This is a genomic window from Acinetobacter sp. YH01004 (assembly GCF_013420455.1).
GTDB classification, from domain to species: Bacteria; Pseudomonadota; Gammaproteobacteria; order Pseudomonadales; family Moraxellaceae; genus Acinetobacter; species Acinetobacter towneri.
Window position 1 is genome coordinate 30,634 of record NZ_VOXZ01000018.1, and the last position, 21,318, is coordinate 51,951.

A 21,318-nucleotide genomic window follows, 5' to 3' on the forward strand; every position below is an offset into this window, starting at 1 on the left:
AATTCTACTGAATGAGGTGTTTAAAAACTAGAATAGGGGAATAAAAATATTGCTACACACTGATTTTATAGCATTTTGTGGCATCTTTTTGGTTTATCAAAGGTTTGTCCAACATAGGCACGGAATTATTTGTCTGTAAAAATGTCAAAACAAAATAACTAAACTATAGCTACTTATAGCTAAAAATAACTCAATCATGTCAATGGTTTTGTCTAATTAGGCTTTGCCAATCTTATGCGGTCTAACATACCCCTAGTTATCAAGTAATACTTGAATACCAAGTTGCTGTTAAAAAAATACCCATACTGGGGGTATGGGCAAAACTAAAAACTACAGCTATTTTTCTTAACAGATTATAGAACGGCGTATTACTTCCTTGTACTGCAATTGGTCGGAAAGAGGAATCACCTCTCAACTGTATATAAATTCGCATGGCATAGATAACCAAGCATTAAAAGCCGCCCCGATATTGTCATCGGGCATGTAGTCCTGTTCTAGTTGGTCGGGAGTTGTGAGCAATGTCTTTGCATGGTCAAAATATACAAGCTGCTCGCTTTGAATGAGCAATCTCTCGTACTAGGATATTAGCAAATACGCCGTTTTAATTGCTACATCATCTAAATTTATCCAACACTCTTGCAAGACAAAAAACACTTGATATTTTCTTGCCTTTTATGTTTTAGCAAATAGTTTTGACCGCAGATTTACCTCCTAAAAAAAAGTGATACAACGTTACAAAACTAGGCGAGTTGTATCAAATTTAAAATTAAACAACAAAAAAACAGTAGATGAAAATATAGAACACAATCAATGCGATAGCGGTGATAATGATGACTATACGGCGCATATTAGAGAGATAGCGGAAAAAGAAAAAACCCGTTTCAAAAATGTCACTATGACCGCAAATTTTAAGCATTAAAAACCCCGTCAAAATGACAGGACTACATAAAATAATCGATGGTACAAGTTTTTTAGCAATGTTTTGACTTTCTATACCATAGTTTCTATTATCTTTACACGCCCTTGAATAAGTCCACTATGCGTAAGTGGGAACTCTTCAAGGGTTCTTTTTGGGCTACATAAAACAAGAAAAACTAAAAAATGGCTTTTAAGCGATTTTCGTACTCTAGCAAATTAATGTAATGCTGTTCATCTTCATTCAAGCACCATACCGCCGTATTGATGGGAACAATGGCTTTATGAATCTGACTAAATTGATCTGCTGCAGCAAGGGTAGCAATATCATCATCGGGTACGGTGTAAGCCTCAACCACATTTACAGGATATTGGGTACGCATATAAAAATCTGTTTCACTTTCACCGCTATGTAGTGCAATTACACGCTCAACGGCGGGCAAGTAGACGCCGTAACTCAACCATGCATCAATTTTATGTTGTGCGAGCATATTTGCACTTTTTCGGATATTTTCAATAACAGTACCCAGTACGTCCTTAGAACCTCGTTCAGTAAGTACAGCACGAATGTTGTCTGCAATCGGAGTAAGTTCTTCTATATTGGGCAAGTATTTATTAATCATAAAAATTCTCCATTTTAGTTGTTCTGATATGCACAGGCTTATTTTATGTGTTCAAGTAAACCATCTTTTTTTTATCAATATATACTTAATTTTTCTCATAGTACTTAACAGATAAAATCGATTGATATTTGAACTGTGATGCAGCACGTAGGGTTGGCTACTAGCCACCTTGTTAGCCTCTGCATGGGTGCTTGGTTTGTAAGTAGTAGCATTAAACGCCTCGATTTATTTCGGGGCGTTTTCTTTTGGGTAAATATTCTCAAGTAGCTAACGATGGATACTAAAATTTAGCCCTAAAAAAAGTGACGAAAGACTACAAAATCAGGCAAGTTGTGTCAAAACCAATAATTAAAATGCAGCACAAAATAAACTTTTAAATTATTTAAAATCAATGTGATGAAGTAAATAAAGCATCGTGATTTTGCACATTTTGAAAATGGCAGAAAAGACAAAAACCCGTTTCAAAAATGTCACTATGAACGCAAAAAATGAGCATTAAACAAGCACTTTTCAGGATGGTTTTATAAAGTACTTCAGCTGTTTGATTTACCATTTCCCCCATGTATTTTTTAAATTATTACTTGGGCTGATTGAAGTTAAAGCCTAAAAGCTGCCCATAAATGAGGGAGCGCATATCAATACAAGCAATGGGATAGTGGCAAGTATGAATCAGCATAAACTTGATATAGAACACATGAATAAACCGTTTTTTTTTGATGAAAAGCGACTCTACAAGGTAGTAGGGGAGAATAGCCGCCGTGCTAGAGAAATTGCAGGGCTTACCCGCCGCGATGCACAAAAACGGGTTTGGGGAGATGGCATAGATAAAATGCCGCCTAATATTATTTCTATACATGAGGATGGTAACAAGAAAATTGACCTTGCCACCATTTACCGCATGTGTATTGAGTATGGTTGTAGTGCTGATTATTTGCTGGGTTTGAGCAATGAATTTGAGCGTGATTTAGCGGCATCGTATAACGGGCTTGTATTTAATTCTGTACGTGGTTCAGTCTTAGAGGCGACTGCACGTATCTGTGACAATTTAAACGACTTGCTTGACCGTTTACCCCCATTTCAAGGCGAGTTGCTGCGTAGTAGTGCCAAAAATGTTGTGGAAACAATGGAACGCTTACAAAAGAATGATGAATTTAGTACCAAGTACCCCGATTTAACGGACGCCGTATATGACTTACGGGAAAAGGTACAGATGTTTGATTTATATTTCGCAAAACAGATGCGTATCATGGAATTGAATATGTTAGATCAAATTCACCATAAAGATGATGAAGCAGCCAGTGTTACCATGACCGATTATCAAGACTTGCCTAAATCTGTAAAATATTAGAACAAATTATTGTATCGATACCGATAGCCAAACTGGTTAATATTTAAACCGTGATGCGGCACGTAGGGTTGGCTACTAGCCACTAACTTAGCTCCCGCATGAGCGGTTAGCTCATAAGTAGTAGCATTAAACGCCTCGATTTATTTCGGGGCGTTTTCTTTTGGGTAAATATTCCTAAGTAGCTAATGACGGATACTGAAATTTAGCACTAAAAAAAAGTGATACAACGCTTCAAAATCAGGCGAGTTGTATCAAATTTAAAATTAAACAGCAAAAAACAATAGATGAAAATATTGAAGATAATCAATGTGATGACGGTAGCGATGATGACTATACGGCGCACATTGGAGAGATAGCGGAAAAAGAAAAAACCCGTTTCAAAAATGTCACTATGAACGCAAAAAATATATATGTTTTTAAGGTTATTTGTCTGCAGAAATGTCTTTGGTTTTTCCACTTCCTTGTTTTAAAGCTGCCCTCAATATAAACCTTGCTGCCTTTCTCGAGGTATTGGCTTGCTATCTCTGCCAGTCGGTTGTTGGTGCTGATTCTGTGCCATTCTGTCGCACTTTTACGTTCGCCAGTGGTCTTATCTTTCCAGTGTTCAGTAGTCGCCACGATAAAATTGGTCACGCTGCCGCCGTTAGGAAAGTTCTTAGTTTCAGGGTCACGACCTAGTACACCCATTACGATTGCTTTGTTCACATTTGGCATTGTTCAATTCTCAAATATATTTCATTTATCTAAAAAAGCTGACTAAATGACTAAATTGCTCTGTATGCCTTTATACATAAGGCTTTGCGTTCAGTAGTCACTAAATAATGCAATGACTAAGTGACTAAATGAATATAGTTTTTAGTCATCCACTTAGTCATTTAGTCAAAGCCATTTTTGCTGACTGCTAAGTGAAAAGCCTTGTCCTGTAAGGCTTACAGCTTAACTTAGTCACTTAGTCACGATTCCAGTAATAAAGGATTAATTACAACGTACCGAGTACGCCCCAACGATTCAATTTTGATGTGGTTAGAATCCTCTAATTGTTGGACTACCATTTCTAAAATTTTTTTACTTTTCTGCATCGGTCTAGGGCATGAAGTCTGTACCTTAGAGTAAAGAAGTCTGTCTGTTTTATCTTTTGCACAGTTACGGATAAGCCACTTAATCAGTTTTTCAGCATCACTTTCCGCTTTAACCTCAATTTCTGCATACATTGCCCATTCGTTCAATGAATGTTTAACAACCTCACAAGCTCCTTGCAGGGTTTTGCCATCAATCTGTTGCAATCCCTCAAAATAAGCAAATACTGTTGCTAGACGGCGTGCCAGTTGGCTTGCACGACTAGCGAACGCCTGCAGATATTCATAACGCTTGCCTGCACCCTGTAGAGATTCAAAAATGTTGTAGAACGCTGCATCAATTTCTATGGCTTCCTCATTCATCGGGATGACATAGCGACCATTATGCAATTCATTACCTGTTTGCACTTGTGGACAGCTATCAAGCAGATATTCACACCGTGTCCAGTAGGCAATAAGCCTGTGGTCTTTATTGGCGTTTTTATTGCGGTAAGCTGCATCCTGTAGGCGTGTGCCTGCTAAGTTTTCAGGAATGGTTAAAATGAATCTAGGCAAAAAACCCTGCCCCCTTAGCACAGGGTCTTTCAAAGCATCCGCTAAAACTTCATGCTGCCCCTGTAGATTAAATGTCAATCTAACATCATGCGCCCGACCACTGCCATTGAGGTTTGACTTTGAGCGTGTACGTTCCACATACCCATCATCAAATATCTTTGCATAACCTCCTAATGCTTGATTACGTGTATCAGCTTTCATGGTGTGACCACCAAAAAACTGCCCTGCTTCATCAGTTGAAATTGAAGCATTTCGCAAGATACCATCAATATAAAACCCTGCTATAGATTCCAATGTAAAGTCACTGTAGATAGTGCTAGGGTCATTCGGTGGTGGATTCTCTGCACAGTACGCCTCACGGTCTTTTTTTGGCAATCCTGCTTGCCCACTTTTCCATTGCTCTAAATCGGCTCGATATATTTCATACTGCTTTTTCTCAAAGTTCAAAATCGCACGATCTGCTAGATTTTTGCTTGTACTCTTACGGCTGCCACTTTGCCCCTCTGTGAGTAAAAATAGACTGCATGGCTCGCCGTGTGCATTAAATCTGTTTGGAGTATTAACTTTGCTTTGAGCAATATGTGACATCGCACCTATGACACATTGGGCGGTCATGGCTGTAGGTGATTGCACATGCTCGGAAATAGCCAATACCGCATCCCTTGCCAATAAGGGTAGTGCATCAATCGGGTATGGGTTATTTGCTACTGATTCAGCTTGTTTTAGTGGTAGCAACTCGCCCCATTCGGGTTTAGGCAATTGCTCAATCGCATCATTTAAAAAAGCCTGCACATCATCAGCGTGGTCATACTGTGAAAGGTCACATGCTAGGTCATCTTGAAATTGATTCAACAATCTGACGGCGGTGTTTTCCTCCAGTGATTTAAATGCCTCTAAGTGTTCAGGTCTTATGGGCATATAAAGCTGCTGATAGCCTGCCTGTGCTAACTGATTAATCACAAATTCAATTTGTTTCAAATCAAGCGGCTTGAGTTCTGTTTTAGGGTTGCTGCATAGGGTAGGCAGTAGCACCAAAGCAACGGCGTAACCTGTTTGGGCAATCTTAAAAAATGCCTCTAGGTCATAGGTCACAATAACAGGCTTGGCATGGTCAAAATGACCATACCTCGCAAAGCCTTTAGCTAGTCCATCAGGCATGACTGCCACTTTCTGCTCGTCTTGCATCACAGCACATTGAACAAGCTCAAGATGCCCATTGTAGATAGGCAAAACAATAGGACTGTCATAGCGAACGCCGTTGATGTTGATATTGCTATCATCAATAGAGGTGTCATCAACATGAATCTTTTGTTCAGGACTGCCAAAATGCTGTATAAGTTCATGCTCAATGTATGCCTTATCTGTTGGCATAAGTACCGTGCATTGCGCTAGAATATCATCAGGCGATGTCATGCCTTTGGGGGCTTCGTGAAATGCTGTCATGCCGCCCCCTTATTAAATATTTTTCGCTTGGTTAGGCGACGTAACGCCGTTACCTGTAGCCATTAATTCATCTCTGAATTGATTAAAATAAGACAGCATAGAATAAAAATAATTAAAACTTTCCTTTCCTGCTAGTTCAACAAGGTCTGTCATATCTCCAAAGGTGTGATGCAGTGTTTCATCGTGTAAGCCATGCTCTTTTAAGGTGTTTTCTATCCCCCGAACTTCACGACTGACTTGCTCACTTAAAACACATAAATACACAGTAATTTCTTTGGCAAGGTCAAAGTCATTTACAGCATTAGTGAAAAATGAAATGAGGGTGTCTATGGATAGAGGGTTCTTTTTATCAATGGTTTGGGGTAGTTGTTTTAAACGGGCTTGATGGGCTGCTTGGCTGTCGGTTAATTCTGCAGCTTTATCCATCGCAATGAAATTGGCTATTTCATACAGTTTATTAATGGCAAAAATTTCAGGTTGCCCACAACCGTACTCAAATAAAATATCTTGGGTATTGTTAATTTTCGCCGTCAATTCTTTAAGGGTTTCCATCAGCTTTTCAATTGCTTCAACCCCAGTTGTATAGGAGTCAAAAACTTGACTTGATAGGATGGTCTTAACTGCTGTCCAGTCTGCTTGCGGATTCATTGTATTTAATTTTTTCATGTCTTATTCCTCTACCTGTACCATTGCCATATCTACGGCTTTCTCAATATCAATAAGTTTTACGGTGTTAGTTGCCTGAAAAAGTAAGCTGTCCATTAATTCAAGTTGGGCAGATAGGCGTTCTTGGTCTTTAGGGCTGTTGTAAATACTCACCAATACGGCGCGGCATTGTTCAATAAGCCTGATACTGATTTCTTTACAGTCTTGCGGTGTGGCATCAGTCGGTAAGTCAAAAAATGCCGCCGTAGAATTACTGCGATGTGTCGTTACAGTTGATCTGATTTTTTGGATTGAATTAGGCATTGTTATTCTCCCTGTAATTCATAACGGGCATACGTGCCATTTTTGGTAGTATTTCTTACTTTATGGGTCACGATGTCATACCCTAATTGGCGTAACTGCAAAATTACTGCACTAAGGCGATAGCAATTAAACAAATGGATTGCATCCGCCTGTGTGATGGTTTTGCCATCTTTAAGGTGTTCTAGGACTTGCTGTTGATGTGTAGTACGCATGGTTACACCTCCGATAATGAGGCTGTACGGGCATTAAGACGCTCGGCTATCCATTGGTCTACCTCGGACTCAATCCATGCGACACAACGATCTGTTATAGGAACGGCTTTGGGAAATTTCCCCTTAGCCATCAAGGCATAAATTGTTGAAGTACCTAAGCCTGTTTTGTCTTGCACTTCTTTGCGGCGCATAAAGCGGATTGGTGCATCTTCTTCTTGAGTAGATGCAATATTTTCATTTTGTGGGTTAGATAATTTCATATCTAAACAACTCCATAATGGGTTTGCCTAGACACAAACTAGAGAGGGGAAAGCAATAAAGTCTTTTTTATCAATTAAATACAAGTTATAGGAATTATTCTAAACTCATGCCTGCATAAGAAACATGCATAAAAGCATAAAAATTATGCATTGATGCATAAAAGTGCTATGCTAAAAGGGCATGAGATGGTAGAAATACCCTCATGTATATAATTTCTTTGACTTCGTTACATTCTAGTTCTCCTAGTTTGTGGCTTAACAAGACACGTGGTTTCAGAAATTAGGTATTTAGCGATGTGGTGATTGCTAAACGCCAAAGTTTTTAAAAGAGTCAAGCGATGTGGTGTTGCTTGGCTCTTTTTCTTTGTATGTATCAGGTCTTTTCTTTTTCGCTCATTTCCCGATTGAAAAACTTGAGTACATACTTTCATCTTTTAGTAACTCAATGAACCCATTGAATCACTGGGAATAACTATAAGGCATAACTATTTGAAACTAAAGAACAGAATTGCCACAATGTTGCGCAACATTTAAGCAATACTTTTAACTTTTGCCTGATTAAAGAAGATTAAATTCGGCTCATAAATCACGCTAAAAATATAATCACTCCACTTTTGCAGCATTTCTATGCGCTCTTTTTCATATATAGCTTTGTTATAGATACCTCGCACACCTCTAGGGGCGTGGTTCAAACAAGCCTCAATTGCATCACTATTGAAGCCTTGCTCGTTTAAGTGCGTACTCGCCGTTCTGCGTAAATCATGCACGGTAAAATGTGCAACATCGGTAAGTCTTAACGCTGCTTTTTGTGCTTCATTCAGAACATTGTGGCTTACATGCGTTCCCGATTTACGCCCAACAAATACATAAGGCTCATCTCCAGCAATCGTTTTAAGTTCCTTAAATATCTCTACAACCTGATCTGACAGATAAACGACCATTTCACGGCTATGACCTGTCTTACTGTCTGCTTTGGTTTCAGGTATCAGCCATTTACGTTCATCAAAATTAATATGCTCCCACTTTGCAGCCTGTAGCTCTGATTTTCTAACCAATGTAAGTAGTGACAACATGAGTCCTAGCTTTCTAGCTCTATACACTCGTGAATTTAATAGGGTGGTGTAGTAGTTGCGGATTTCATCAGAACTTAAGTATCTATCTCTAGGCTTTGCCTTGTGAATGTGGCGTACTGGAATAGCTAAGACTGGGTTATAAGGTACATATCCCAACGTCATTGCATAATCAAACATGCGCTTTAACAAGCCTCGAACTTGGTTGGCTGCTGAATCGTATCCCTGTTCTTTTTTGCGCCATATTGTACGGCGTACGTCATCAACCGTGATTTGCTCTAACTGTAAATGCCCAAGCATCGGGTAAATATCATTGTTCAAATATAAAGTCATGCTGTAAGGGTCTTTACGGTCTTTCTTGATGACTTCCTCTAAATAACGCTCACCGTAGTCCTTAAACAAAATACTTTGGGGTTTGGTCTTATCCTGTTTAGGTGAAATACCTTTTGCCACCAATGACGCTGCTTCATCTCTAAGTTGTCTAGCATCCTTTATAGATACATCGGGGTAATGCCCTAAAACCAATTTATCCTGCTTACCATTCAGCGTGTAGCGATAGCACCAAGATTTGACTCCAGTTGGTAGCACTTCAATAAACAATTTTTGACTTGGTGTATATCTCACCGAGTAGCGTTTTTCTTTTGGCTTTAATGCTTCAAGCTCTCTAAATGTTGAAAAGCCAAGACTGCTATTTTTTGACATCATTTAGTACCCATGAGAAAAAAAGCTATTTTTTTAGTACCGATACCATATAGATACTGGAAAAAGCATAGCACTAGTTGAACACATAGAACATATAGGAACAATAAAAAGACAATAAAAAAGCACTAAGCCACTAAAACTTAATGCTATTTTGTTCACAATGGAACTCATGGAACGTATTGGAATATTATTTGAAATTGAAATTACTTTCCAATACAAAACGATCCAAAAATCTTGCCCAACAAATCATCTGCAGAAAAATCACCAGTGATCTCACCCAAAGCATTCTGTGCAAGACGTAACGACTCGGCTACTAATTCCCCCGCATGATAGACCACCAACTGCTCACGTGCTTCAGCCAAATACTGCTGCGTGCGCTTCATTGCGTCTAAATGACGGGTACGTGCAATAAAGGTATCTTCTTCAGGCTGAAAGCCTGCATGCGCTGTAATCGCCTCTATGAGCGATTGAACACCTGTTTCTTGTTTGGCCGACACAGTAATATGTCTAAAACCATTAAAATCTGAAATTGTAGCTTGTACACCAGTTAAATCGCATTTATTGCCAATCAACATCAAACGCTTCGGTTCAATATGTTCCGCAAAATAATGCTGTGCCAATTGCAACGGATCTTCGTTTTGGCTCAAGTCATAGACCAATAACAATAAATCTGCCTGTTCAATTTCTTTAATCGCACGGCGAATCCCTTCCTGTTCCACAATATCCCCTGTTTCACGCAAGCCTGCAGTATCAGTCAGGGTAATTGGTAAGCCATTCAGGGTAATTTTTTCATGCAATACGTCACGAGTAGTCCCTGCAATATCGGTCACAATCGCACGTTCAATACCCGCCAAGGCATTGAGTAAGGAAGATTTACCTGCATTCGGTTTGCCCGCAATCACCACCTGCAGACCTTCACGCAACAATTGTCCCTGACGCGCAGATTGTTGCACAGCAGTCACCGAAGCAGCCACTTCATCCAGCAAATTAAGGATTTTCCCATCGGCCAAAAAGTCAATTTCTTCTTCAGGAAAATCAATAGCAGCTTCAACATGCAGACGTAAGTGAATTAACTGTTCTAGCACAGTATTCACTTTGGTGGAAAAAGCCCCTTGAAGGGAACGCACTGCAGAACGCGCAGCGGCTTGTGAAGTGGCATCAATTAAATCGGCAATGGCTTCGGCCTGTACCAAATCCAGCTTGCCATTTTCAAAGGCGCGCATCGAAAATTCACCCGCTTTGGCAGCCGTTGCACCGAGTTCCAGTAAACGTGCCAATAAAGCATTTTGAATCACTGGGCCACCATGCCCTTGTAGTTCCACCACATCTTCGCCAGTAAATGAATGAGGATTTGGGAAACAAATCACCAAACCTTCATCCATGACTTCATTGGCTGCATCGTAAAACTGGCGAAAACCTGCGTAACGTGCTTTGGGTAAGTCTTTTTGGGTCAAGGCTGCGGCAATTGCATAGGCTTTGGATCCCGACAGGCGAATCACCCCCACACCACCACGGCCAGGTGGAGTCGCGATTGCGGCAATGGTGCTGCGGTTATACATAAAATTCACCTAAAACTTTCAAAATATATGCAAAGAAAAATCCGCCTAAGATTACCATCTTAAGCGGATTTATTCAGCAGCTCAGCCATACTTAATTGACTGGAGTTGCCTCTTCTCGTTTAGCGCGGTCTTTTTCAACACTTTTGTTGATCAAGCTTTGCTGCAAAATCGTAATCAAGTTGTTGACAATCCAGTACAGAACTAGACCTGCAGGGAAGAACAATAAGAATACGGTAAATACCACAGGCATAATGCGGAAGATTTTTGCCTGCATTGGATCTGTTGGCTGTGGGTTCAACATTTGTTGAACATACATGGTCACACCCATCAACAATGGCAAGATAAACCAAGGGTCCATTGCCGATAAGTCTTGAATCCAACCTAACCACGGTGCATGGCGTAACTCTACCGATTCCATCAATACCCAGTACAAGGCAAGGAAAATTGGCATTTGTAGTAACAATGGCAAACAACCTGACAGTGGATTCACTTGTTCACGTTTATAAAGTGCCATCATTTCTTGCGAGAAACGCATACGGTCTTCGCCAAATTCTTCTTTCATGCGCTGCATTTCTGGTGCAATCACACGCATTTTTGCCATAGAACGATAGCTCTTAGACGATAACGGCCAAAGAATCAGTTTGACAAGAACGGTTAATAAGATGATTGACCAACCCCAGTTGCCCACTAAACCATGGAAGAATTGCAAACCAATAAACAATAATTTTGCAATTGGCCATAACCAGCCATAATCCACAGTTTGGTTCAAACCTGTCGCCAAATCTTTCAATTCAGACTGAATTTTTGGACCAGAGTAGAAGGTCGCATCAACTTCTGCCACCGTACCTGCAGGGACATTAATGGTTGGCGAGGTAAAACCAATGATGTTCATTTCATCGCTAGATTTACGTGATTCCAACTTCGCTGCATACGGTTGACCATCGGCCTGCGTCAATTTTAACTGCCCTGGAACCCATGCACTCACGAAATAGTGCTGAACCACGGCCACCCAACCACCTGTTGCATCGACATTCAATTTTTCGTCATTAAAATTGTCAAATTTCAACTTGTTGTAGTGTTCTTCAGGTGTTCCCCATGCGCCGCCAAGGAAAGTACCCAAGGTAAAAATACCTTGATCTGACTTGCCTGGATCATCTGAATTATCACGTTTCAACTGACCAAACATCTGACCTTGCCAGTTTTGGCTGCTGCGGTTAATCACTTTGTGATTCACCAGCACAGGATATTCACCTTCAGTAAAACTAAAGGTTTTAATGATTTCTACACCATCGGCAGTTTTATATACCATTGGGACAGTTAAAGTTTTAACTGTTTCACCCGCTTTATTTTTGCTTTCTTTGGCATCGGCTAAGCTATAAGTCGATTTTTCAATTTCATAGCTTGGGCGGCCATTACGGCTACTGTCTGGACCATTCAGCCCGATTAACCCAGATTGCGCGACATAGGTGCGCTTAGCATCGCTTTCCAGCATGACGAAAGGATCGTCACTGTCTTTATTTTTGTCATGATTGAGTAATTCAACACGAACAATATCACCACCTTTCGGATTGATCCAAAGATGATAAAGGTCAGTTTGTACTGAAATAAGCTGCTGACTTACAGGTGCTGTGGCATCGGTTGTTTGCTGTGCAGGAATATTTGCTTGCGGTACATCAGAAGCTGCTGTAGCCGTTTGGGCATTCGGCAAATCTGCAGACACTTCATGTGAAACAACGGCAGTTTTTTGCTGCGGTGCTGTTTCAGCATTTCCATAATCTTTTTGCCACGCCAAAATGAGCAAATATGCGACGACAAACATGGCCCCGAGAATTGCAAACCTGGCCCATTGTTGCATATCTATTACCCCAAGTGGTTAGAGTGATTTTGGTTCAATAAACGATCACGAAAGGGTACAGTAATGTGATGCGTTTGAGAATCTATTTGCTGAAATGAAATAAAACGAATGACTTTTGGCGGCACCGGATCATAGCCCGAACCACCCCACGGATGACAACGACAAATACGTTTTGTAGCCAGCCACACACCACGTACAGCACCATGCGTATGGACTGCTTCCAAAGAATATTGAGAACATGTTGGAATATAGCGACAGCGTGGTCCCAATAAAGGACTAATCGCGATCTGATAGAAACGTATCAACCAATGCAGTAAAAGTACCATTGGCCATCTCTACTTTTGTGGGGAGGGAGCTATTTTTGAATGCTTTTTGGCGAGACGTTGTAACTTCTGCCAAGCAAATTGTAATTGCTGATGCAATTCCGCATTAGATACCGTATCTACCCCAACTTTGGGCATTACCACAATATCTAAGTCATTTAATTGCTGTTGGTGTAAGCGAAAACTTTCGCGAGCAAGTCGTTTTACTCGATTTCGTTCGTGTGCACGACGCACTTTCTTTTTTGCAACGACAAGACCCAAACGGCTATTCGGCAGTTCGGAATGTTTTGCAAGAAATAAGAAATGGGGTTGATGCACTTTAAAAAGCGCACCATCAAACACACCTTTATAATCGGCAGCACAGCGTAATCTCAACTCTGTGCTGAAGCCATAAAGTGTTGTCATAACACCCAAGAGTCGGTTCAGCGTGACTGTATTAAACAGTTAAGCTGTGACGACCTTTTGCACGACGGCGAGCCAATACTTGACGACCAGCTTTAGTAGCCATACGAGCACGGAAACCATGAACGCGCTTACGCTTTAATTCAGATGGTTGAAATGTACGTTTCATATCGAAACTCCAAAAATGATCTTTCTATAAAGGTCCGCGATTTTAGTGCTCATTGCTTGAGCTGTCAATGAAAAACACGGTTTCTTGCAAAATAAGCCTAAATTTTTCTTTTTAACAAGTTTTCGCTCAATTGACTGGTTGATCATACAAATTAAAGTATACACAAGATAAGTAATTGTTTATGCTTGACTAATAAGTTATTAACAGTATTATTCACATAATTATCCACAAGCTTATTCTGTTTAATTTTAAAATTTTCGGTTTTGAATTTAAATTTAAACTCAGATTGAATTATCCACAGTTGCAACGTTTCTTATAAATAAATTCAAATTTATAAATTTAAATTTATTACTATTAGGGACGCATTTTTCTGTTGAAAACCCACTTTTTCTTTTATAAAACAAAATCTTGAATTGTGGATATCTGTGTTTCTATAATTTTAATACTTTGTGGATAACTTTGTGCTATATTTCATCCACACCTTGCGGATAAACTTATCCACACCACGTTTTAAATTTAAATTCAGGTTTGATGATTCCTTTTTTGAGCAATTTTGCTGATTTTGTCATGACAGATGTGGATAACTTGGTTAGAATGGCGACCCGCTCAGGCGGTCGAGAGAAGTTTTAAATTTAAAAATGGATTAGATAGGGGTTTCACATGCTTTGGACGGACTGCTTAAATCGCTTGCGACAAGAGCTCTCTGGAAATGTCTTTACAATGTGGATTCGCCCATTGGTGGCAGAAGAAGTTGAAGATACATTAAAACTTTATGCGCCTAATCCTTATTGGACGCGTTACATTCAAGAACATCATCTGGAATTGATTACTATTTTGGCAGAGCAGTTGTCTGAGGGACGCGTGCGTAAGGTCGAAATTTTAGTCGATTCGCGTCCAGGTGCAATTTTATCGGCCAGTGAACAACCTGCTACCACCACTGCTGCGCTGGAATCTAGCCCTGCGCCTGTGGCCAAGCCTAAACGTGAAAAAGAAGAAAGTTCTGCAAAAAGCCGTAAACGCCAACTCAATCCGTTATTTACCTTTTCCTTATTTGTGGAAGGTCGTTCTAACCAAATGGCTGCGGAAACCTGTCGCAAGGTATTGACCCAATTGGGGGCTTCACAGCACAACCCATTATTTTTGTATGGTCCAACAGGTTTGGGTAAAACTCACTTGATGCAAGCGGTGGGCAATGCTTTGTTGCAAGCCAAACCGAATGCACGGGTGATGTACATGACTGCAGAAAGTTTTGTGCAGGATTTTGTTAGCTCCTTGCAGCAAGGCAAGGTTGAAGAATTTAAGAAAAACTGCCGTTCTTTAGATTTGTTATTGGTGGATGACATTCACTTATTGGCGGGTAAAGAAGCCAGTTTGGTCGAGTTTTTCTATACCTTTAACGCTTTATTGGATGAATCTAAACAAATTATTTTGACTTCAGACCGTTATCCAAAAGAATTAACCGAATTGGACGCACGTTTGGTGTCACGTTTTTCTTGGGGCTTATCAGTCGGGGTAGAACCGCCAGATATTGAAACCCGAATTGAAATTTTATTAAAGAAAGCAGAAAGCAGCGCCGTAGATTTACCACGCAACTGTGCTTTATTTATTGCCCAGCAAGTGGTGGCCAATGTGCGTGAACTGGAAGGTGCACTCAATAAAGTGGTGGCAATTTCCCGTTTTAAAGGCACACCTATTGATCTAGATGTGGTACGTGAATCTTTAAAAGATGTCTTGGCAATTCGCGCACGTACCATCAGCACTGAAAATATTCAGCGGGTGGTGAGTGAATATTTCCGCATTCCGCTCAAAGAATTGGTGGGGCCAAAACGTACCCGTATTTATGCGCGTCCACGTCAGTTGGCAATGGGCTTGGCACGTGAGCTGACAGGTGACAGTTTTCCAGAAATTGGGATGGCATTTGGTGGTCGCGATCACAGTACCGTAATGCATGCCTGTGAAAAAGTACAAAGCCTGCGTGAAGAAGATCCGATCTTTAACGAAGACTATAAAAACCTGCAACGATTGTTGCAAAGTTGACCGAATTTGCTCAAATTCTGTTCTTGCCATGCGGCAGCTTTTGCCGCATAGTACACTGCTAAAAAACCAATTTTATACTCCAATCTTCAGTTGTTAGAGGAATGCACCGTGCGTTTAAAAATCGCGAAAGAAAGCTTACTGAATGTTCTGTCACATGTCGTAGGAGCGGTTGAACGTCGCCATACCTTAAATATTTTATCCAATGTCAAAGTTCAGGTGACTGAGCAAGCCTTAACCATTACTGGTTCTGACTTAGAAGTGGAATTGGTTGCCAGTACGAATCTGACTGAAGGGGCATGTTTACAGGCAGGGGAAACTACAGTGCCTGCACGTAAACTGATGGATATTTGTAAATCTTTACCAAGCGCAGCTTTGATTGATTTGCAAATCACTGAAGATCAGCGCTGTATTTTAAAATCGGGCAATAGCCGCTTTGTATTAGGTACTTTGCCTGCGGAAGATTATCCATTATTGGCTACAGAAAATGCTCAAGGTACGCAAGTGACGGTTACTGAGCGTGAGCTGAAGCGTTTGTTTGAAAAAACTGCGTTTGCGATGGCAGTGCAGGATGTACGCTTTTATTTAACGGGTACTTTGTTAGAAATTGATGAAAACCAATTACGTGCTGTGACCACAGATGGTCACCGTTTGGCCTTGTGTGAAACAGCGGCATCTTCGACAGCTACTCAATTAATTCAAGCCATTGTGCCGCGTAAAGCTGTGGCTGAATTGCAGCGTTTGCTGAGCATTGAAGATGAACAACTGGCACTTTTAATTGGGCGTGAATTGCTGAATGTGACCATTCGCACCCCAAGCCGTGACAAAGAACAAGCAGAAATTACCGTGCGTTTTACCACTAAATTAATTGATGGTAAGTTCCCAGATTATCGCCGTGTGATTCCACGTGGTGGTGATAAAAACGTGCTGATCGCGCATGATGTATTTAAACAATCTTTACAGCGTGTGGCGATTTTAAGTAATGAAAAATTGCGTGGCGTATTCCTGAATTTTAGTGCGGACACCTTGCAATTACGTGCCAATAACCCAGAACAAGATGAAGCAATTGAAGATTTAGCGATTCAATATGCCGATTCGCCGTTAGAAATGTCATTTAACGCACAGTATTTATTGGACGTATTAGGGGCATTGGATGGCGATGATGTATCGATGACCATGACCGAAGCCAATCAATCGGTATTGGTACAAGATCCAGCACATCAAGATCAAACCTATGTTGTGATGCCAATGCGTGTTTAAGTGAGCGGTTTATTTCAAGATTAAATCTAGCTGAATCATGCATATTACGCGTTTACATATCGAGCGTGTTCGGAACTTAAAAGCGGTTGCACTTCATGAGTTGCAGCCGTTTAACGTCTTTTATGGGCAAAATGGTTCGGGTAAAACCTCGATTTTAGAAGCGATTCATTTATTGGCGACAGGGCGTTCTTTTCGCACCCATATTCCTAAAAATTACATTCAGAACAGTAGCCAAGATGCGATTGTATTTGCTCAGTCATTGACTGAAAAAATTGGCATGCAAAAAATGGCATCGGGTGAGCAGTTGATTAAGGTCAATGGCGACCCTGTTGCGACCCAAGGGCAATTGGCTAAAATTCTGCCTTTACAACATATTGATCCACTCAGTACCGATATTATTGACCATGGTGCAAAACCACGACGGCAACTGTTGGACTGGTTGATGTTCCACGTGGAACCAGAGTTTTATCACGCTTGGCAATATTATTCACGTGCCTTAAAACAACGTAATAGTTTGCTTAAATCACAGCGACATTTAAGTCTGTCGGACTTGGAACCGTGGAACAAAATGCTCAGTGATTATGGTGAGATTTTGCATCAGCAGCGTTTGGGAACGGTGGAACAATGGCAGCAATTTTTTGCACAAGATTTACAGTATTTATTGCCTGATTTACACATTAGTCTGGAATACAGCGCAGGCTTTCATACCGAAACAGGCTTGTTGAATGATCTGTGCAATTATCATCAAAAAGATGTGGAACGTCGCTATACCGAATATGGGCCACACCGCGCCGATTTACGCTTAAAAACCCCAATGGGTGATGCCGATGTGGTGCTGTCACGTGGGCAGAAAAAGCTATTGATTATGGCATTAAAACTGTCACAGATTGCAATGCTGCATGCGTCTAATAAGGAAACTGTGGTATTATTAGATGATCTGACAGCAGAATTAGATTTAAGCGCACAACAACGTTTAATTGAACGATTAAGCCAATTGGGTAGTCAAGTTTTTATTACCACTTTAGATCATCAATCCGTGCAACAACACTTACAAGCGTTGTCGATTCCTTATCGCTTATTTCAGGTCGATCACGGAACGGTGCAGGCTGTTGAGCAATAATTTTTTTATCTTTGGATAGACCTATTTTTCACTAGGGAGAAACCATGAGTTCAGAAGATCAATCTGTCTCTACTACAGAACAAACCAATGAAAAGGCTTATGATTCCTCTAGTATCAAAGTATTGCGTGGCCTAGATGCTGTTCGTAAACGCCCAGGCATGTATATCGGTGATACAGATGATGGTACAGGTTTGCATCACATGGTGTTCGAGGTAGTCGATAACGCTATTGATGAAGCTTTGGCGGGTCATTGTGATGAAATTTTGGTGACTATCCATGAAGATGAATCTGTCAGCGTATCTGACAATGGTCGTGGTATCCCAACAGATATTCACCCTGAAGAAGGTGTCTCTGCAGCAGAGGTCATTCTGACCATTCTGCACGCAGGTGGTAAGTTTGATGACAACAGTTATAAAGTGTCGGGCGGTTTGCACGGCGTTGGTGTGTCGGTGGTCAATGCTTTATCGAGTAAACTTGAATTAACGATTAAACGCGCGGGTCAAATTCACCAACAGGAATACCGCCATGGTGATCCACAATATCCTTTAAAAGTAGTGGGCGACACTGAGCAATCAGGTACGACTGTGCGTTTTTGGCCAAGTGCTGAAACCTTTAGCCAAACCATTTTTAATGTGGATATTTTGGCACGCCGATTGCGTGAATTGTCTTTCTTAAACGCGGGCGTGCGTATTGTATTGCGTGATGAACGTGTCAATTTAGAACATATTTTTGACTATGAAGGTGGTTTGTCTGAATTTGTGAAATATATCAATGCAGGCAAAACCCATCTGAATGAAATTTTCCATTTCACGACACAGGCTGAAAACGGAATTACCGTAGAAGTTGCTTTGCAGTGGAATGATTCCTATCAGGAAAACGTACGTTGCTTTACCAATAACATTCCACAAAAAGACGGTGGAACGCACTTGGCAGGCTTCCGTGCTGCGCTAACCCGTGGGTTAAACAACTACATGGAAAGCGAAAATATCCTGAAAAAAGAAAAAGTCGTGGTGTCGGGTGATGATGCGCGTGAAGGTTTAACCGCGATTGTGTCGGTCAAAGTGCCAGATCCAAAATTCTCATCACAGACCAAAGAAAAATTGGTATCGAGTGAAGTGAAACCTGCTGTTGAGCAGGCCATGAATAAATCTTTCTCTGAATATTTATTGGAAAATCCACAAGCGGCAAAATCCATTGCGGGTAAAATTATTGATGCAGCGCGTGCCCGTGATGCGGCGCGTAAAGCCCGTGAAATGACGCGCCGCAAGAGTGCTTTGGATATTGCAGGTTTGCCTGGTAAATTGGCTGACTGTCAGGAAAAAGACCCTGCATTATCTGAATTATATCTAGTCGAGGGTGACTCTGCAGGTGGTTCGGCTAAACAAGGTCGTAACCGTAAAATGCAGGCAATTTTGCCACTGAAAGGTAAAATCCTGAACGTGGAACGTGCCCGTTTTGACAAGATGATTTCATCGGCAGAAGTAGGTACTTTAATTACCGCTTTGGGCTGTGGTATTGGTCGTGAAGAATATAACCCAGACAAACTGCGTTATCACAAAATCATCATCATGACCGATGCTGACGTAGATGGTTCACACATTCGTACCTTGCTATTGACCTTCTTCTTCCGTCAAATGCCAGAATTGGTTGAGCGTGGTCATATTTATATCGCACAGCCACCATTGTATAAGCTGAAAAAAGGCAAGCAGGAACAATACATCAAAGATAACGATGCTTTAGAAACCTATTTAATTTCTAATGCGATTGATGAATTGGAGCTGCATGTGAGTGCTGATGCACCTGCAATTCGTGGTGAGGCTTTAGCCAAAGTCATTGCTGATTATCAAACTTCACAAAAGAGTTTGAGCCGTTTAACGCTGCGTTATCCTGCAAGTCTGTTGGATGGTTTATTAGAATTAGATGCCTTTAAAATTGATCAAGCAGCAGATCAGGCGTATGTACAACAATGGGGCGAGCAATTACGTCAAAGCATTGAACGATTACAGCCAGGTTTGCGTCCTGAATTAAGCATCGAACAGTTTGAAAAAGAAGATGCGGATGGTCAAAAATCTGCAACGTATTGGCCACGAATCACGGTATATGTGCACAACTTGCCCCATACTTATTTACTAGATACAGGTTTGCTGGGTTCAGCTGAATATGCACGTTTGCTGAAAAATTCAAAAAGCTGGTTTACGCTGCTTGAAGAAGGTGCGTATTTGGAAAAAGGCGAACGTAAAATTACGGTCAACAATTTCCATCAAGTGTGGCAACACATTTTGCAGGACTCGCGTCGCGGCATGATGATTCAGCGCTATAAAGGTTTGGGTGAGATGAATGCGGAACAACTTTGGGAAACCACGATGGACCCAGAAAACCGCAATATGTTGCAAGTCACCATTGATGATGCCATTGAAGCAGACCGCATGTTCTCTTGCTTAATGGGCGATGATGTAGAACCACGTCGTGCCTTTATTGAAGAAAATGCCTTAAATGCAGATATTGACGCTTAATTCGTCCAAATCATCCGCATAACCATAAGCACTCTACGGAGTGCTTTTTTATGTTTGGCTTTTGTTGTTGTCGTGATTCATCCAAATAACTTTTATAAAACTGACTTATTGTTCTGTCATGCTGAGCTACATTAAGCCAAAAATATAGGAGAATCATTAAGATGGATAATCAATTAGAACAAGCACGTGATGCATGGGTGAATGCTTTTTTTACTGGCAATGTGGAGCTGTTAGCACACTATGAAGATGAAGATTTTAAAGTCGTTTATACGGCAGAATCACGTGTGGAAAATCGTGAAGCACGTTATGCCAACATTCAGCATGCAGTGAATAATGGTGTCTGGAAACCGATCAAACCGAATGTTGAATTAGAAGAATATGAGTTTGATCGTGAGCAGGTTAACTGTCGGATTCAAATTGGTTTGGCGGATGATCAAGGGTATATTCAAGAAATCTGGCGCTATATTCAGGGCTGGAAAATACAAGAATTATGTATTAGCAAAGCAAAAATTACTGCCGAGTAGCAGCGATTTTCTGTGAATCACTGAGATTCAATGACTCAAAATAACCATGAAAGAATGGATTGATTTGGCTTTAATTAGAGTTTTGAATTTAAAATAACAGTTGGTTTGAGTTGTGGATAACTAAGTTTTTGCTTTTAAATTTAAATTGTAGATTTTGAATTTAAAAATCACACTGAGTTTTAAATTCAAAACTTCTTGCTTGGTAGCTATGCTGTCTTACTTTTATTCAGGGTGGGGGGTGTCATACAACTATGCTGTGGTGCAAGATTGATAAGTAAAAATAAACAAACGCAGAGAGTGACTTAAATTTCTTTGCGTGGTTATTGTGAAGATAAACTAAAGATTAAAACTATTACGAATGTGTCTTATAAGTATGGAACATACAC

Annotated in this window: 18 protein-coding genes and 1 pseudogene; 6 read left to right on the plus strand and 13 right to left on the minus strand. The window is 40.6% G+C overall.

What is annotated here, in order from left to right; translation table 11 throughout:
* Positions 1 to 1,094: 1,094 nt before the first annotated feature.
* A complete protein-coding gene (locus FTT71_RS11520) occupies positions 1,095 to 1,538 on the minus strand; it encodes a hypothetical protein (RefSeq protein ID WP_180160985.1) in 444 nt (147 codons plus the stop codon).
* Between the two features lie 694 nt (positions 1,539 to 2,232).
* On the opposite strand from FTT71_RS11520, the gene FTT71_RS11525 reads away from it, so the two are divergent.
* The gene (locus tag FTT71_RS11525; RefSeq protein ID WP_151829563.1) at positions 2,233 to 2,886 is read left to right on the plus strand and encodes a helix-turn-helix transcriptional regulator; all 654 of its coding nucleotides are present in this window, start codon (positions 2,233 to 2,235) and stop codon (positions 2,884 to 2,886) included.
* 444 nt (positions 2,887 to 3,330) lie between these two features.
* Here FTT71_RS11525 and ssb read toward each other — a convergent pair.
* From ssb to rpmH, 12 genes and pseudogenes are all read right to left on the minus strand, one after another.
* Positions 3,331 to 3,600: pseudogene (ssb, locus tag FTT71_RS11530) on the minus strand (single-stranded DNA-binding protein); the annotation flags it as partial.
* Positions 3,601 to 3,839: 239 nt separating this feature from the next.
* Positions 3,840 to 5,960 (minus strand): YfjI family protein, encoded by a 2,121-nt coding sequence (locus tag FTT71_RS11535; protein WP_257229839.1) that lies wholly within the window; start codon positions 5,958 to 5,960, stop codon positions 3,840 to 3,842.
* Positions 5,961 to 5,972: 12 nt separating this feature from the next.
* The gene (locus FTT71_RS11540; RefSeq protein WP_045795957.1) at positions 5,973 to 6,626 is read right to left on the minus strand and encodes a hypothetical protein; all 654 of its coding nucleotides are present in this window, start codon (positions 6,624 to 6,626) and stop codon (positions 5,973 to 5,975) included.
* Between the two features lie 3 nt (positions 6,627 to 6,629).
* On the minus strand, positions 6,630 to 6,929 hold the full coding sequence (locus tag FTT71_RS11545) for a hypothetical protein (protein WP_151829559.1): 300 nt from the start codon (positions 6,927 to 6,929) through the stop codon (positions 6,630 to 6,632).
* A 2-nt stretch (positions 6,930 to 6,931) separates the two neighbouring features.
* Positions 6,932 to 7,141 carry a helix-turn-helix domain-containing protein gene (locus FTT71_RS11550; protein ID WP_180159152.1) on the minus strand — a complete coding sequence of 70 codons (210 nt, stop codon included), beginning with the start codon at positions 7,139 to 7,141 and terminating at the stop codon, positions 6,932 to 6,934.
* 2 nt (positions 7,142 to 7,143) lie between these two features.
* Positions 7,144 to 7,401, minus strand: coding sequence for an AlpA family transcriptional regulator (locus FTT71_RS11555; RefSeq protein ID WP_045795960.1), 258 nt, complete (start codon positions 7,399 to 7,401; stop codon positions 7,144 to 7,146).
* A gap of 530 nt (positions 7,402 to 7,931) precedes the next feature.
* Positions 7,932 to 9,173, minus strand: coding sequence for a tyrosine-type recombinase/integrase (locus FTT71_RS11560; protein WP_171496853.1), 1,242 nt, complete (start codon positions 9,171 to 9,173; stop codon positions 7,932 to 7,934).
* A gap of 203 nt (positions 9,174 to 9,376) precedes the next feature.
* The gene (mnmE, locus tag FTT71_RS11565; protein ID WP_180160986.1) at positions 9,377 to 10,732 is read right to left on the minus strand and encodes a tRNA uridine-5-carboxymethylaminomethyl(34) synthesis GTPase MnmE; all 1,356 of its coding nucleotides are present in this window, start codon (positions 10,730 to 10,732) and stop codon (positions 9,377 to 9,379) included.
* A 91-nt stretch (positions 10,733 to 10,823) separates the two neighbouring features.
* Entirely contained in the window at positions 10,824 to 12,587 is a 1,764-nt protein-coding gene (gene yidC, locus FTT71_RS11570) for a membrane protein insertase YidC (RefSeq protein ID WP_004969769.1), read from the minus strand.
* 5 nt (positions 12,588 to 12,592) lie between these two features.
* Positions 12,593 to 12,913 (minus strand): membrane protein insertion efficiency factor YidD, encoded by a 321-nt coding sequence (yidD, locus tag FTT71_RS11575; RefSeq protein WP_004969767.1) that lies wholly within the window; start codon positions 12,911 to 12,913, stop codon positions 12,593 to 12,595.
* Between the two features lie 9 nt (positions 12,914 to 12,922).
* Entirely contained in the window at positions 12,923 to 13,315 is a 393-nt protein-coding gene (rnpA, locus tag FTT71_RS11580) for a ribonuclease P protein component (protein ID WP_004969764.1), read from the minus strand.
* A gap of 31 nt (positions 13,316 to 13,346) precedes the next feature.
* Complete coding sequence (rpmH, locus tag FTT71_RS11585; protein WP_000831329.1) at positions 13,347 to 13,481, minus strand: 50S ribosomal protein L34; 135 nt, start codon at positions 13,479 to 13,481, stop codon at positions 13,347 to 13,349.
* 660 nt (positions 13,482 to 14,141) lie between these two features.
* On the opposite strand from rpmH, the gene dnaA reads away from it, so the two are divergent.
* The 5 genes from dnaA (at position 14,142) to FTT71_RS11610 (ending at position 20,932) form a co-directional block, all read left to right on the plus strand.
* Complete coding sequence (gene dnaA / locus FTT71_RS11590) at positions 14,142 to 15,518, plus strand: chromosomal replication initiator protein DnaA (RefSeq protein WP_004969761.1); 1,377 nt, start codon at positions 14,142 to 14,144, stop codon at positions 15,516 to 15,518.
* A 108-nt stretch (positions 15,519 to 15,626) separates the two neighbouring features.
* Entirely contained in the window at positions 15,627 to 16,775 is a 1,149-nt protein-coding gene (gene dnaN / locus FTT71_RS11595) for a DNA polymerase III subunit beta (protein ID WP_004969759.1), read from the plus strand.
* A 37-nt stretch (positions 16,776 to 16,812) separates the two neighbouring features.
* Positions 16,813 to 17,895, plus strand: a complete 1,083-nt coding sequence (recF, locus tag FTT71_RS11600; RefSeq protein WP_154320150.1) for a DNA replication/repair protein RecF — start codon at positions 16,813 to 16,815, stop codon at positions 17,893 to 17,895.
* Between the two features lie 44 nt (positions 17,896 to 17,939).
* The gene (gene gyrB / locus FTT71_RS11605) at positions 17,940 to 20,408 is read left to right on the plus strand and encodes a DNA topoisomerase (ATP-hydrolyzing) subunit B (RefSeq protein WP_154320151.1); all 2,469 of its coding nucleotides are present in this window, start codon (positions 17,940 to 17,942) and stop codon (positions 20,406 to 20,408) included.
* A gap of 161 nt (positions 20,409 to 20,569) precedes the next feature.
* The gene (locus FTT71_RS11610) at positions 20,570 to 20,932 is read left to right on the plus strand and encodes a hypothetical protein (protein WP_180160987.1); all 363 of its coding nucleotides are present in this window, start codon (positions 20,570 to 20,572) and stop codon (positions 20,930 to 20,932) included.
* Positions 20,933 to 21,318 lie beyond the last annotated feature (386 nt).